Origin of the sequence: Micromonospora sp. A3M-1-15 (assembly GCF_024213425.1) — a bacterium.
GTDB classification, from domain to species: Bacteria; Actinomycetota; Actinomycetes; order Mycobacteriales; family Micromonosporaceae; genus Micromonospora; species Micromonospora chersina.
Window position 1 is genome coordinate 762969 of record NZ_JANAVK010000004.1, and the last position, 13125, is coordinate 776093.

14 protein-coding genes are annotated in these 13125 nt (G+C 74.0%); 10 read left to right on the forward strand and 4 right to left on the reverse strand.

The genetic code is table 11. From position 1 onward, the window contains the following. Positions 1-219: 219 nt before the first annotated feature. Together NLX85_RS23995 and NLX85_RS24000 are read right to left on the reverse strand one after the other, a co-directional pair. On the reverse strand, positions 220-747 hold the full coding sequence (locus tag NLX85_RS23995; RefSeq protein WP_254338692.1) for a PH domain-containing protein: 528 nt from the start codon (positions 745-747) through the stop codon (positions 220-222). 22 nt (positions 748-769) lie between these two features. Next, positions 770-1000, reverse strand: coding sequence for a hypothetical protein (locus tag NLX85_RS24000; protein WP_212834388.1), 231 nt, complete (start codon positions 998-1000; stop codon positions 770-772). Between the two features lie 240 nt (positions 1001-1240). On the opposite strand from NLX85_RS24000, the gene NLX85_RS24005 reads away from it, so the two are divergent. The 7 genes from NLX85_RS24005 (at position 1241) to NLX85_RS24035 (ending at position 8273) form a co-directional block, all read left to right on the forward strand. Continuing rightward, positions 1241-2347: a MoxR family ATPase gene (locus NLX85_RS24005; RefSeq protein WP_254338695.1), complete on the forward strand. Its 1107-nt coding sequence runs from the start codon at positions 1241-1243 to the stop codon at positions 2345-2347. After that, complete coding sequence (locus NLX85_RS24010) at positions 2326-3318, forward strand: DUF58 domain-containing protein (RefSeq protein ID WP_254338820.1); 993 nt, start codon at positions 2326-2328, stop codon at positions 3316-3318. Before NLX85_RS24005 ends, NLX85_RS24010 begins: the two co-directional genes overlap by 22 nt. After that, positions 3315-4265, forward strand: a complete 951-nt coding sequence (locus tag NLX85_RS24015; protein ID WP_254338697.1) for a VWA domain-containing protein — start codon at positions 3315-3317, stop codon at positions 4263-4265. The genes NLX85_RS24010 and NLX85_RS24015 overlap by 4 nt, the downstream gene beginning before the upstream one ends. A 594-nt stretch (positions 4266-4859) precedes the next feature. Next, positions 4860-5564, forward strand: a complete 705-nt coding sequence (fabG, locus tag NLX85_RS24020; RefSeq protein WP_254338699.1) for a beta-ketoacyl-ACP reductase — start codon at positions 4860-4862, stop codon at positions 5562-5564. A 23-nt stretch (positions 5565-5587) separates the two neighbouring features. Beyond that, a complete protein-coding gene (gene fabI, locus NLX85_RS24025) occupies positions 5588-6355 on the forward strand; it encodes an enoyl-ACP reductase FabI (RefSeq protein WP_091320911.1) in 768 nt (255 codons plus the stop codon). A 71-nt stretch (positions 6356-6426) separates the two neighbouring features. Continuing rightward, a complete protein-coding gene (locus tag NLX85_RS24030; protein ID WP_254338701.1) occupies positions 6427-7458 on the forward strand; it encodes a ferrochelatase in 1032 nt (343 codons plus the stop codon). Then, on the forward strand, positions 7407-8273 hold the full coding sequence (locus NLX85_RS24035; RefSeq protein WP_254338822.1) for an HAD-IIA family hydrolase: 867 nt from the start codon (positions 7407-7409) through the stop codon (positions 8271-8273). Before NLX85_RS24030 ends, NLX85_RS24035 begins: the two co-directional genes overlap by 52 nt. Before the next feature lie 9 nt (positions 8274-8282). Here NLX85_RS24035 and NLX85_RS24040 read toward each other — a convergent pair whose 3' ends face one another. Beyond that, positions 8283-9077, reverse strand: a complete 795-nt coding sequence (locus tag NLX85_RS24040; protein WP_254338703.1) for a hypothetical protein — start codon at positions 9075-9077, stop codon at positions 8283-8285. Positions 9078-9238: 161 nt separating this feature from the next. On the opposite strand from NLX85_RS24040, the gene NLX85_RS24045 reads away from it, so the two are divergent. Continuing rightward, entirely contained in the window at positions 9239-10051 is an 813-nt protein-coding gene (locus NLX85_RS24045; RefSeq protein ID WP_254338705.1) for a DUF3097 domain-containing protein, read from the forward strand. Positions 10052-10058: 7 nt separating this feature from the next. Here NLX85_RS24045 and NLX85_RS24050 read toward each other — a convergent pair whose 3' ends face one another. After that, on the reverse strand, positions 10059-11372 hold the full coding sequence (locus NLX85_RS24050) for a serine hydrolase (protein WP_254338707.1): 1314 nt from the start codon (positions 11370-11372) through the stop codon (positions 10059-10061). 90 nt (positions 11373-11462) lie between these two features. On the opposite strand from NLX85_RS24050, the gene NLX85_RS24055 reads away from it, so the two are divergent. Both NLX85_RS24055 and NLX85_RS24060 read left to right on the forward strand, forming a co-directional pair. After that, positions 11463-11936, forward strand: a complete 474-nt coding sequence (locus tag NLX85_RS24055; RefSeq protein WP_254338709.1) for an NfeD family protein — start codon at positions 11463-11465, stop codon at positions 11934-11936. Between the two features lie 4 nt (positions 11937-11940). Continuing rightward, entirely contained in the window at positions 11941-13047 is a 1107-nt protein-coding gene (locus tag NLX85_RS24060; RefSeq protein ID WP_254338711.1) for an SPFH domain-containing protein, read from the forward strand. The last annotated feature ends 78 nt before the right edge of the window (positions 13048-13125 follow it).

The window sequence follows — 13125 nt, forward strand, 5'->3', positions numbered from 1 at the left end:
GTGGCGGGGCGGGGTGGCCGTACCCGGGCCACGGTCCGTCCGGGGCGGCGGGTCCGGGCGGGTGGGCGTGGCCGGGCTGCGGTGGCCACGGGTGGCCGTTCCGTGCCGGCTCGGCGCCGGCGGGCGGCGGTGCGGCAGGCGGCGGCGTGCCGGCGGGAGGGCCGTCGGCGGGTGGGTGCGGCGGCGGGCCGTCGGGCTCCGGCTCGGCCGGGCCGGAGCTCACAGCCCCTCCGCCCGGTCCTCGCCCAGCGCGGTGAGCCGGTCCCGCAGCCGGGACGCCTCGGCCGGTCGCAGGCCCGGCACCCGGGCGTCGCTGGCCGCCGCGGCGGTGTGCAGCTGCACGGTGGCCAGGTCGAAGGCGCGCTCCAGCGGACCCGCGCTCACGTCGACGAACTGCATCCGGGAGTAGGGCACGATGGACAGCCGCCGCACCAGCAGCCCGTGCCGGACCAGCAGGTCGTCCGCCCGCTCGGCGTAGCCCCAGGCGCGCACGGCGCGGACGATGGTGACCGCCCGCCAGGCGGCCAGCAGCAGTGCCACGCCCATGGCGGCGCCGAACAGCCAGTGCCCGGCGAGCGCCCAGGCCACGCCGAGCACCACCAGCGCCACGGCGAGGCCGATGCCGAGCCGGATCAGCTCCACCCAGATCAGGTCGCGGGAGATCGGCTGCCACCGGACGGTGTCCGGCCAGGGCTCCAGGGGGCCGGTCGGGGTCGGCGGCCGGCCGGCGAGGTCGTCACTGTTCACCCGGGTGATCCGCTGCGCTCAATCACCCTTCGAGCGTAGGCGATCCGGGCACCGGTACGACCTCGCGCAGGAAGCCGCGTGCGTCGAGGAAGTCGCCCAGCGACCCGCGGTGTGCGGCGCAGGCCAGCCAGGTCTTGCGCCGCTCCGGCGGGTGCAGGCGGGGATTGTTCCAGCGCAGCTCCCAGATCGCGGGAGCGCGGCATCCCCGCGCCGAACAGATCAGCGGCTCGTCGGGGGGAGCGGGAGTGGTCACCGGGGCGAGTCTAGGGCCGCACGCCGGAAGCTTTAGCGCCGGGCGGCCACGGGGGGAGCCGCCCGGCGACGGGATGAATCGTACACACGCCGGACCCCTCGTTGTCCACCCGTGTTCAGGGTTTTCCGGGCCGTGGGACGGCGCGGCGAAAATCGTCCCTCTCCCGCCCTCGCCTCTCAGCGAGGCATGACAGTCTTGACACGCACCATCCCGCGACGACGACCAAGCTGTGGAGGACCGGTGGCCCAGCCGACCACGCCCGACGCCCCGACCCCGACCGAGGCCGTGCCGGACGCGCCGCCCCCGGCGACCACCACCCCGGCGCAGGACGCCACCCTGCTGGAGCGGGCGCTGTTCGAGATCAAGCGGGTGATCGTCGGCCAGGACCGGATGGTCGAGCGGATGTTCGTGGCCCTGCTCGCCCGCGGGCACTGCCTGCTGGAGGGGGTGCCCGGCGTCGCCAAGACGCTCGCCGTGGAGACCCTGGCCAAGGTGGTCGGCGGGTCGTTCGCCCGGGTCCAGTTCACTCCCGACCTGGTGCCGGCCGACATCATGGGCACCCGGATCTACCGGCAGTCCAGCGAGAAGTTCGACGTCGAGCTGGGCCCGGTCTTCGTCAACTTCCTGCTGGCCGACGAGATCAACCGGGCCCCGGCGAAGGTGCAGTCGGCGCTGCTGGAGGTGATGAGCGAGCGCCAGGTGTCGATCGGCGGCGAGACCCACCGGGTGCCCGATCCGTTCCTGGTGATGGCCACCCAGAACCCGATCGAGCAGGAGGGCGTCTACCCGCTGCCCGAGGCGCAGCGGGACCGGTTCCTCATGAAGATCGTGGTGGGCTACCCGACCGACGCCGAGGAGCGCGAGATCGTCTACCGGATGGGCGTCGCGCCGCCCGAGCCGGCCCGGGTCTTCGACACCCCGGACCTCATCGCGCTCCAGCACAAGGCCGACCAGGTCTTCGTGCACAACGCGCTTGTCGACTACGCGGTCCGGCTGGTCCTCGCCACCCGGGCCCCCGCCGAGCACGGCATGCCGGACGTCGCGCAGCTCATCCAGTACGGCGCGAGCCCGCGCGCCTCGCTCGGCCTGGTCCGGGCCACCCGGGCGCTGGCCCTGCTGCGCGGCCGGGACTACGCCCTGCCGCAGGACGTGCAGGACATCGCCCCGGACATCCTGCGGCACCGGCTGGTGCTCAGCTACGACGCGCTCGCCGACGACGTGCCCGCCGACCACATCGTGCACCGGGTCATGTCGACCATCCCGCTGCCCGCGGTCGCACCCCGGCAGCAGGCCACGCCGCCGCCACCGGCCGTCCCGCACAACGGCTGGCCCGGGCAGCGGCCGTGACCCCACCCACCCGACCGCCGGCCAGCGGTGACCGTTCCGGCGCCGTCCTCGCCCGGTTGCAGCTCATGGTCACCCGGAAGCTGGACGGGCTGCTCCAGGGCGACTACGCGGGGCTGCTGCCCGGCCCGGGCAGCGAGGCGGGGGAGTCCCGCGAGTACCGCCCCGGCGACGACGTGCGCCGGATGGACTGGCCGGTCACGGCCCGCACCACCATGCCGCACGTCCGGCGCACGGTCGCCGACCGGGAGCTGGAGACCTGGCTGGCGGTCGACCTCTCGGCCAGCCTGGACTTCGGCACCGGTCGGTGGCTCAAGCGGGACGTGGTGGTCGCCGCCGCGGCCGCCCTGGCCCACCTGACCGTCCGGGGCGGCAACCGGATCGGCGCGGTGGTCGGCACGGGCGCACCGGCGCCGGCCGGCCGGTGGCGGGGTGGCTCCCCGCCCGCCGGGCCGGGCTCGCTGCACCGGCTGCCCGCCCGGGCCGGGCGCAAGGAGGCGCAGGGGCTGCTGCGGGCCATCGCGGGCACCGAGATCCGGCCCGGCCGCAGCGACCTGGGCGTCCTCGTCGACATGCTCAACCGCCCGCCGCGCCGGCGGGGCGTGGCGGTGGTGATCTCCGACTTCCTCGCGCCGCCGCAGCAGTGGGGCCGGCCGCTCCGTAAGCTGCGGGTCCGGCACGACGTGCTGGCCGTCGAGGTCGTCGACCCGCGCGAGCTGGAACTGCCCGACGTGGGGGTGCTGCCGGTGGTCGACCCGGAGACGGGCGAGCTGCACGAGGTGCAGACCGCCGATCCGGGCCTGCGCCGCCGGTACGCCGAGTCGGCGGCCGCCCAGCGCGCGGCGATCGCCGCCGAGCTGCGCACCGCCGGCGCGGCCCACCTGCGACTGCGTACCGACCGAGACTGGCTGCTGGACATGGTGCGTTTCGTGGCCGCGCAGCGGCACGCCCGCACCCGAGGGACGACCCGATGATCCGTTTTCTGCAACCGTGGTGGCTGCTGGCCGTGCTGCCGGTGCTCGCCCTGGCCGCCGCGTACGTCTGGCGGCAGCTGCACCGCCGGCAGTACGCCATGCGGTTCACCAACGTGGACCTGCTGCGCACCCTGGCGCCGAAGGGGCTGGGCTGGCGGCGGCACGCGGCGGCCACCGCCTTCCTGCTCTGCCTGCTGGTGCTCGCCACCGGGCTGGCAAGGCCGGCGATCGACACCAAGGAGCCCCTCGAACGGGCGACCGTGATGCTCGCCATCGACGTGTCGCTGTCGATGCAGGCCGACGACGTGGCGCCGAACCGGCTGGAGGCCGCGCAGGAGGCGGCCAAGCAGTTCGTCGGCGAGCTGCCGGAGAGCTACAACCTGGGGCTTGTCTCGTTCGCCAAGTCGGCGAACGTGCTGGTCCCGCCGACCAAGGACCGGGGCGCCGTGACCACCGCCATCGACGGCCTGGTGCTGGCGGAGGCGACCGCCACCGGCGAGGCGGTCTTCACCTGCCTGGAGGCGATCCGCTCGGTGCCGGCGGACGGCGCGGCCGGCGTCCCGCCGGCGCGGATCGTGCTGCTCTCCGACGGCTACCGCACTTCGGGCCGGTCGGTGGAGGAGGCGGCCGCGGCGGCGCAGGCGGCCAACGTGCCGGTCTCGACGATCGCGTTCGGCACCGACTCCGGGCAGGTCGACATCGGCGGCCAGCTCCAGCGGGTGCCGGTGGACCGGATGGCGCTGTCGCAGCTCGCCGAGACCACCCAGGGCTACTTCTACGAGGCGGCCTCGGTCAGCGAGCTGAAGCAGGTCTACCAGGACATGGGCAGCTCGATCGGTTTCCGGACCGAGCCGCGGGAGATCACCCAGTGGTACGCGGGCATCGCGCTGCTCCTCGCGCTCTGCGCGGGAGGGCTGAGCCTGCTCTGGTCGTCCCGCCTGATCTGAGGCGGGACGGCCGGGGCCTGGCCGGTGGTGGTCAGTGACCGCCGCCGGCCAGGACGAAGAGGACGGCCACCCAGACGGCGGCGAGGGTGAAGCCCAGCGGGGCGACGTAACGGCTCATGGGACTGCTCCGTGGCGACGGACGGTCCGGCGGGACGGACCGCGGGTGTGGATCAGGACGTACGCACACGAAGTCGTGACCGGGGTGCTCCGCCGGCGCCGCGCGCCAGGGTCGCCCCGGCGGACGGCCGAGGAGAGCGGGGCGGTGCGGAGGGCGGGGAGCGGGGTCAGCCGCGCCGACTGAGTCGTGGCTCAGCGGGGCTGACGGTCGGCCCGGCCACGACTGGGAGGATCGCTATCTCGCACAGCGATCACCTCCTGCGGTCGGCGGGGCTCGACGGCGGGCGAATCCACTGCCCGCAAACGTCGATCATCGTACACCCGGCGCGCCGGCGGCACGCACTCGGCCGACCGGTCCACGCACCCCGGCCCGACCGGGTCGGCGGGCTTCCCGGCGGGCCGCCCGCGTTAGCGCTTACCTGCCGGTAACCCCTAGGCTCGCCACCGATGGGAGATCAGCTGAGCAGAGGGGGAACCGTGGCCCGTACCGTGCTGGTGACCGGCGGAAACCGGGGAATCGGCCTGGCCATCGCGCAGGCCTTCGCCAAGCAGGGCGACCGGGTGGCGGTGACCCACCGCAGCGGCGAGGCCCCGGCGGGTCTGTTCGGCGTGAAGTGTGACGTGACCGACGCCGAGTCGGTGGACGCCGCGTTCGCCGCTGTCGAAGCCGAGCTGGGCCCGGTCGAGGTGCTGGTCGCCAACGCCGGCATCACCGACGACACGCTGCTCCTGCGGATGTCTGAGGAGCAGTTCACCCGGGTGCTCGACACCAACCTGACCGGCGCGTTCCGGGTCGCCAAGCGGGCCTCGACGAAGATGCTCCGTGCGAAGTGGGGCCGGATGATCTTCATTTCCTCGGTGGTCGGCCTGGCCGGCGGCGCCGGCCAGGTCAACTACGCGGCCAGCAAGGCCGGCCTGGTCGGGGTGGCCCGCTCGATCACCCGCGAGCTGGGCAGCCGCAACATCACCGCGAACGTGGTGGCGCCCGGCTTCATCGACACCGACATGACCGCGGCGCTGTCCGAGGAGCGCCGGGCGGAGATCCGCAAGCAGATCCCGGCGGGCCGGATGGCCAGCCCGGAGGAGGTCGCCGCCGCCGTCACCTGGCTCGCCTCGGACGCGTCCGGATACATCTCCGGCGCCGTCGTCCCGGTCGACGGCGGCCTGGGCATGGGCCACTGAGAAAGTACGGAGGAGATAGCACAATGTCCGGACTCCTGGCCGGTAAGCGGCTGCTGGTCACCGGCGTCATCACCGACGCCTCGATCGCCTTCTCGGTGGCGAAGCTCGCCCAGGAGAACGGCGCGCAGGTCGTGCTCACCGGCTACGGCCGGCTCTCCCTCGTCGAGCGGATCGCCAAGCGGCTGCCCGAGCCGGCGCCGGTGATCGAGCTGGACGTCACCAGCACCGAGCACCTGGCCGGCCTGGCCGACCGGGTGCGCGAGCACGTCGACGGCCTCGACGGCGTGGTGCACTCGATCGGCTTCGCCCCGCAGAGCTGCCTCGGCGGCGGCTTCCTCGACGCGCCCTGGGAGGACGTGGCGACCGCCCTCCAGGTCTCCACCTACTCCTACAAGTCCCTGGCCATGGCGGCGCTGCCGCTCATGTCGGCGGGCGGCGCCGTGGTGGGCCTCACCTTCGACGCCACCAAGGCGTGGCCGGTCTACGACTGGATGGGCGTGGCCAAGGCCGGGCTGGAGTCCGCCTCCCGCTACCTGGCGCTGCACCTGGGCAAGCAGGGCATCCGCAGCAACCTGGTCGCCGCCGGGCCGCTGCGCACCATCGCCGCCAAGTCCATCCCCGGCTTCGACCAGTTCGAGGACGCCTGGACCGAGCGCGCCCCGCTGGGCTGGAACCTCACCGACCAGGAGCCGGCCGCCCGGGCCTGCCTGGCGCTGCTCTCCGACTGGTTCCCGGCCACCACCGGCGAGATCGTCCACGTCGACGGCGGCTACCACGCGATCGGCGCCTGACACCGGGCGCGAAACCCGCTCGACCCGGGGTGGTCGCCGGACCGGCACGGCCGTCGGGGGAGAATGGGACCATGGCGTACGACGCATTGGTGCTGGTCTCCTTCGGCGGCCCCGAGCGGCCCGAGGACGTGCTGCCCTTCCTGCAGAACGTGACCCGGGGGCGGGGCGTGCCGCCGGAGCGGCTCGCCGAGGTCGCCGAGCACTACCTGCACTTCGGCGGGGTGTCCCCGATCAACCAGCAGTGCCGTGACCTGCTCGCGGCGATCCGGGAGGACTTCGCCGCGCACGGCGTCGACCTGCCGGTCTACTGGGGCAACCGGAACTGGGACCCGATGCTCGCCGACACGGTGGCGCAGATGCGCGACGACGGCATCCAGCGCGCCCTCGCCTTCGTCACCAGCGCGTACGGCGGCTACTCCTCCTGCCGGCAGTACCAGGAGGACATCGCCGCGGCCCGGGCCGCCGTCGGCCCGGACGCCCCGCTGATCGAGAAGCTGCGCCAGTTCTGGGACCACCCGGGTTTCGTCGAGCCGCACGCCGAGGCGGTCCGGGCCGCGCTGGCGCAGCTCGACCCGGCCCGGCGGGACAGCACCCGGCTGGTGTTCACCGCGCACTCGGTGCCGGTGTCGGCGGCCGCCACCGCCGGCCCGCACGGCGGCCGGTACACCGCCCAGCTCGCCGAGGCCGCCCGCCTGGTGCACGCGGCCGCCGCGCCCGACCTGCCCTACGACCTGGTCTGGCAGAGCCGCTCCGGGCCGCCGCAGGTGCCGTGGCTGGAGCCGGACGTCAACGACCACCTGGCCACGCTCGCCGGGCAGGGCGTCACCGGCGTGGTGGTCAGCCCGATCGGGTTCGTCTCCGACCACCTCGAGGTGGTCTGGGACCTGGACACCGAGGCCCTCGACACGGCCAAGCAGCTCGGCCTGGACTTCGTCCGCGCCGGCACGCCCGGCACCGACCCGCGGTTCGTGGCGATGGTCCGCGAGCTGGTGCTGGAACGGCACGCCCCGGACGGCGAACGATACTTCCGCCGCCTCGGCGAGCTGCCCGCCTGGGACACCTGCCCGGCGCTGTGCTGCGTGCCCCCGGCCCGCCGACCCTGAGCCCGACCACCTCCGACACCCCCTGGGGACGACACATGCATGACCGCAAGCCGGTGCAGAGCTGGCTCACCGACATGGACGGCGTGCTGGTGCACGAGGGCCAGCCGGTGCCCGGCGCGCCCGAGTTCGTCAAGCGGCTGCGCGCCTCCGGCAAGCCGTTCCTGGTGCTCACCAACAACTCGATCTACACGCCGCGCGACCTCCAGGCCCGGCTGGCCCGGATGGGGCTGGACGTGCCGGAGGAGGCGATCTGGTCGTCGGCGCTGGCCACCGCCCAGTTCCTGGCCGACCAGCGGCCGGGCGGCACGGCGTACGTGATCGGCGAGGCCGGGCTCACCACGGCGCTGCACGCCGTGGGCTACGTGCTCAGCGACTTCGCCCCCGACTACGTGGTGCTGGGGGAGACCCGCACCTACAGCTTCGAGGCGATCACCAAGGCGATCCGGCTCATCAACGACGGGGCCCGGTTCATCTGCACCAACCCCGACGCGACCGGCCCGTCGGTGGAGGGCGCGCTGCCGGCCGCCGGCTCGGTGGCCGCGATGATCTCCAAGGCGACCGGGGTGGAGCCGTACTTCGTCGGCAAGCCGAACCCCATGATGATGCGCTCGGCGTTGAACACCATCGACGCGCACTCCGAGTCGACCGCGATGATCGGCGACCGGATGGACACCGACATCCTCTGCGGCCTGGAGGCGGGGCTGGAGACCATCCTGGTGCTCACCGGGATCAGCAGCCGCGCCGAGGCCGAGCGCTACCCCTACCGGCCGTCCCGGATCGTCGACTCGGTGGCCGACCTCATCGACGAGGTCTGAGCCTCGGGCTCAGGGGCGCAGCGGGGCGTTGCAGGCGGCCACCAGGGCCTGCCGGCAGGCGGTGGTCAACGGCCGCAGCGCCGCGTCCCGCTGCTGCGCCTCGTAGGTGTTCACCGCCCCGCCCGGGGCGCTCTCCCCGGCCAGGGCGAGCACCCGGTCCAGCACGGCCGCGCGGGCGAACAGCCGGCGCGACCGCGGGTCGAAGCCGGGCGGCAGGTCGGTCCCGCAGTCCGGGCGGCGCAGCGCGGCGAGCGCGCCGGCCAGCTCCGGCCGCCACTGGGCCACGTCGAGCCGGGTCAGCGCGGCCGTCGTCTCGGCCAGCGCGACGGCCAGTTCGGCCTCCGCCTCGGCCGCGCCGGGCGTGGTCAGGGACGCCTTCGGTGCGTCGACCGGCAGCGGGTGGACCCGCCAGAGCACGGTCTCCCAGGTCATCCCCGAGCCCGAGGTGTGCGTGCGTACCTCCGGGACGAACCCGAGCCCGCTGGCCACCACGGCCTCCCCGGCCAGCAGCGCCGCCCCGGCGAAGTCGCCGGGACCGGGCAGCCCCCGCGGGTCACCCGGGGCGGGCAGCACCAGGCGGATCTCGTCCGGGGAGAGCTTGGCCAGGCTGGGCAGCGCCTCCCGCAGGGACACGTCGGTCCAGGTGCCGGGGGCGTCGGCGACCAGGTGCTCCTCGTCGCCGGCGATCTCGTCGGCGACCTCGTCGAAGGGCACCAGGCCGGCGCGCCAGGCGCGAACCCAGGCGACGAACCGGCTCGACCGGCGCGGTGCCAGCGTGGCCGCGCCCGTTGCGGGGGAGGACATGCCGAAAGGGTACGTGCTCGCCGCCGTCGCTGTCTCGGCTGCCGCTCCGGCGGCGTGACCTGCCCCCAACTACCCCCTTCGCCCCTTTCTGTGTCGCCGGTGGAACGCCTGGTCGGCGCGTCGCCGGGCGACACGCCGGCCCGGTGGCTAGCGTGATCGACATGGCGGGGCGATACGACGGCGACGTGCTGGCGGGCGACTGGCGGCGGCGGAAGGTGATCCCCGAGGTCGACGCCGAACCCGACCTGGTGGTCGAGGACGCCGACTCCGGGTTCTGCGGCGCGGTCGTCGGCTTCGAGTCCGGTGCGGTGGTGCTGGAGGACCGGCACGGCCGGCGGCGCAACTTCCCGCTGCTGCCCGCCGCGTTCCTGCTCGACGGCTCGCCGGTGACGCTGCGCCGCCCGGTCCGCGCCCCGGCGCAAGCCGCCCGGCGGCGCACCGCCTCCGGCTCGATCGCGGTCGACAACGTCCGGGCCCAGGTCGCCAAGGCCAGCCGGATCTGGGTCGAGGGCGTGCACGACGCGGCCCTGGTCGAGCGGATCTGGGGCGACGACCTGCGGATCGAGGGCGTCGTGGTGGAGCCGCTCGACGGCATCGACGCGCTCGCCGCCGAGGTGCGCGCCTTCGACCCGGGCCCGGGCCGCCGGCTCGGCGTGCTTGTCGACCACCTGGTGCCGGGCTCCAAGGAGAGCCGGATCGTCGCGCAGGTCACCTCGCCGCACGTGCTGATCACCGGGCACCCGTACGTCGACGTGTGGCAGGCCGTGAAGCCGCGGGCGCTGGGCATCCCGGCCTGGCCGGTGGTGCCGCCGGGGCGGCCCTGGAAGGAGGGCGTGTGCGCGGCCCTCGGGGTGGCGGAGCCGGCGGACATGTGGCGGCACATCCTGTCCCGGGTGGACAGTTTCGCGGACGTGGAGACGCCGTTGATCAACGCGGTGGAGCGGATGATCGACTTCGTCACGTCGCCTGACTAGTGGCCGGTCAGGGCTCCTGGTCGGGGGTTCTGGTGAAGACGAAGGTGGCGATGTCGAGGGCCACGGCGCGGCCCTTCTCGTCGCGGACGACCGTGAGGAGTTCCCCGTCCTGGGAGCCGGAGCGGCCGCGCCAGCGGTCCGGGGCCTCCGGGGTGAAGCGGAGCAGTGGGCGGCCGACCTGGCCACCCACCAGGTCGCCGGCCGGGTCGATGCGGAACTCGTACTCGCCGCCCATCCACCACCAGCGGCCGGTCAGCTCGGCCAGGTCGGCGGGCGGCGCCTCGGCCGGGCGCCACGGGGCGGGCGCGGCCGGCTCGGCGTCCAGCACCAGGGTGAGGATGTCGCGGGCCAGGCCGACGACGTGGTGGCCGGCACGCAGCCCGTACGAGTTGGCGAAGTCGACCACCGCGGTGCGGGTGGGCCGGTGCACGGCCAGGCCGGCGACGTAGCCGGGCATCGAGCCGCCGTGGCCCACGTACACCCGCTCGCCGACCCGGTAGAGCTCCACGCCGAGGCCGTGCCCGCCCGTCCAGGCGTCCAGGTCGCTGATCACCACGGGCGCGCACATCTCGGTGAGCGTGGCCGGGGCGAGCAGGTCCGGGGCCGGGTCGGCCAGGAAGGCTGCCCAGCGGGCCAGGTCCTCGACCGTCGACCAGAGCTGCCCGGCCGGCGCCATCGCACCGGTGTCGGTGCGCGGCTCCTCCCGCAGCGTGTCGTGCCAGGGGTGCACCACGTAGCCGGGGGCGTAGGGCTCGGTCGGGTGGTAGGTGGTGCGGCGCATGCCCAGCGGTTCGAGGAGCCGCTCGCGGAGCAGGTCGGCCCAGGGCGTGCCGGTGATCCGCTCCAGCACCCCGCCGAGCAGCCCGTACGCCAGGTTCGAGTAGTGGTAGACGTGGTGCGGCGGGTGGGCGATCTTCGCGGGGGTGAGCCCGGCGAGCAGGGTCGCCAGGTCGGCGCCCGCGGCCCGCTCCCACCACTGCCCGTCCGGCTCCCGTTGCAGGCCGCTGGCGTGCCCGAGGAGCTGGCGCAGGGTGAGCGCGCCGACCGGGGTGCCGGGCAGGTGCTTGTCCAGCGGGTCGTCGAGGGCCAGCCGGCCGGCGTCGCGCTGCTGCATGACCAGCACGGCCGTCATGGTCTTGCTGATCGAGCCGATCCGGTACTGGAGGTCCGCGTCGGGGCGGGGCTGCTCACCGGCGAGGGCGACGTGCGCCAGGCCGCCGTCCCGGACCACGCCGAGGGCGAGCGAGGGGCCGCGCCCCTCCGCCTGGGCCCGGGCGACCAGCAGGTCGACCTGTCGGGCGGTCTCGGGCAACAAAGCCATGGCGTCCTCCTCGGCGGTCGTCGGCGCGGTGCCGAGCTTAGGTGATCATGCGGGTCGTTGTGAGGTGCGTCGGCGTGTCACGATCTAAGGGTGGACGCCGTGTTCTGGATCGTGCTGGGTGTGCTGCTGGCGGTCGCCGAGATCTTTACGACGACGCTCTTCCTGATCATGTTCGCCGCCGGGGCGTTCGCTGCCGCCGGCGCCGCGGCGCTCGGTGCGCCGGTCGCGCTCCAGGCACTGGTCTTCGCGGTGGTGTCCGCGCTGTCGGTGGCCCTGGTCCGGCCGGTGATCAAACGGCACGCCATGCCGGCGCTGCAGAGCGGCGACCAGCCGTTCGGGGTCGAGGCGATCGAGGGGTCCAGCGCCATGGTGCTGGAGCCGGTGGACGCCGAGCGCGGCCTCGTCAAGATCGACGGTGAGCTGTGGACGGCCCGGTCGTACGACGCGACGCGCAGCTACGCGGTGGGCGAGCGGGTGCAGGTGATAAAGGTCCGGGGCGCGACCGCCCTGGTCTGGCAGGACGAGATTTCCACCCCGGGCGGGCTGCCCGAAGGGAAAAGGTGAAGTTATGGAGTTTGCAGCGATCCTGTTGATCGCCGTCGCCGTGATCGTCGTGGTGACGCTGGTGAAGGCGGTGCGGATCGTGCCGCAGCAGCGCCAGGACGTGGTGGAGCGGCTGGGCAAGTACAAGCGGACCCTGAACCCGGGGCTGAACCTGCTGGTGCCGTACATCGACGCGGTGCGCACCAAGGTCGACATGCGGGAGCAGGTGGTCAGCTTCCCGCCGCAGCCGGTGATCACCTCGGACAACCTCGTCGTCTCGATCGACACGGTGCTCTACTTCAAGGTGGTCGACTCGGTCCGCGCCACCTACGAGATCTCCAACTTCCTCCAGGCCATCGAGCAGCTCACCGTCACCACGCTGCGCAACGTGATCGGCTCGCTGGACCTGGAGCGGGCGCTCACCAGCCGCGAGGAGATCAACCGGCACCTCTCCGGCGTGCTGGACGAGACCACCGGCCGGTGGGGCATCAAGGTGACCCGGGTCGAGATCAAGGCGATCGAGCCGCCGCCGAGCATCCGCGACTCGATGGAGAAGCAGATGCGCGCCGAGCGGGACCGCCGCGCCGCCATCCTCAACGCCGAGGGGCACAAGCAGTCGCAGATCCTCACGGCCGAGGGTGAGAAGCAGGCCGCCGTGCTGCGCGCCGACGGTGACCGGCAGGCCCGGATCCTCCAGGCGGAGGGCCAGGCCAAGGCGATCCGCACCGTCTTCGACGCGATCCACCAGGCCAACCCGAGCCAGAAGGTGCTCGCCTACCAGTACCTCCAGGCCCTGCCGCAGATCGCCAACGGCACCGCCAACAAGGTCTGGATCGTCCCGACCGAGCTGACCAAGGCCCTCGAGGGCATGGGTGGCGCGCTCGGCGGCCTGGCCAACATGGTCGGCGACGTGCCGTCGCCGGAGGCCACGAAGAGCGCCGTCGAGGTGGAGCGGGAGGCCGCCGAGGCCGCGCACGCCGCCGCCACCGCGGCCCAGGAGATCCACGACGAGGTACGCGTGGCCGAGGCGCAGGCCACCGGCGGCAACGCCCCGCAGGGGCTGCCGGCGCCCGAGCCGGTCTCCCCGCAGAGCCTGCTCAACGACCCGTCGGACCAGCGCGAACGGGGCTGACGGGCACGCCGCCGGCAAATCCGAGAATCACTCATACGGCGCCCCGGCGCCTGCCACGATCGGTCTGAGGACGGGTGG

Bases quoted from the DNA above. Each gene is read 5' to 3' on its own strand.
- NLX85_RS24015 (WP_254338697.1), top strand. From the start codon at position 3,315: ATGATCCGTTTTCTGCAACCGTGGTGGCTGCTGGCCGTGCTGCCGGTG.
- fabI (WP_091320911.1), top strand. From the start codon at position 5,588: ATGTCCGGACTCCTGGCCGGTAAGCGGCTGCTGGTCACCGGCGTCATC.
- NLX85_RS24030 (WP_254338701.1), top strand. From the start codon at position 6,427: ATGGCGTACGACGCATTGGTGCTGGTCTCCTTCGGCGGCCCCGAGCGG.
- NLX85_RS24040 (WP_254338703.1), bottom strand. From the start codon at position 9,077: ATGTCCTCCCCCGCAACGGGCGCGGCCACGCTGGCACCGCGCCGGTCG.
- NLX85_RS24045 (WP_254338705.1), top strand. From the start codon at position 9,239: ATGGCGGGGCGATACGACGGCGACGTGCTGGCGGGCGACTGGCGGCGG.
- NLX85_RS24050 (WP_254338707.1), bottom strand. From the start codon at position 11,372: ATGGCTTTGTTGCCCGAGACCGCCCGACAGGTCGACCTGCTGGTCGCC.
- NLX85_RS24060 (WP_254338711.1), top strand. From the start codon at position 11,941: ATGGAGTTTGCAGCGATCCTGTTGATCGCCGTCGCCGTGATCGTCGTG.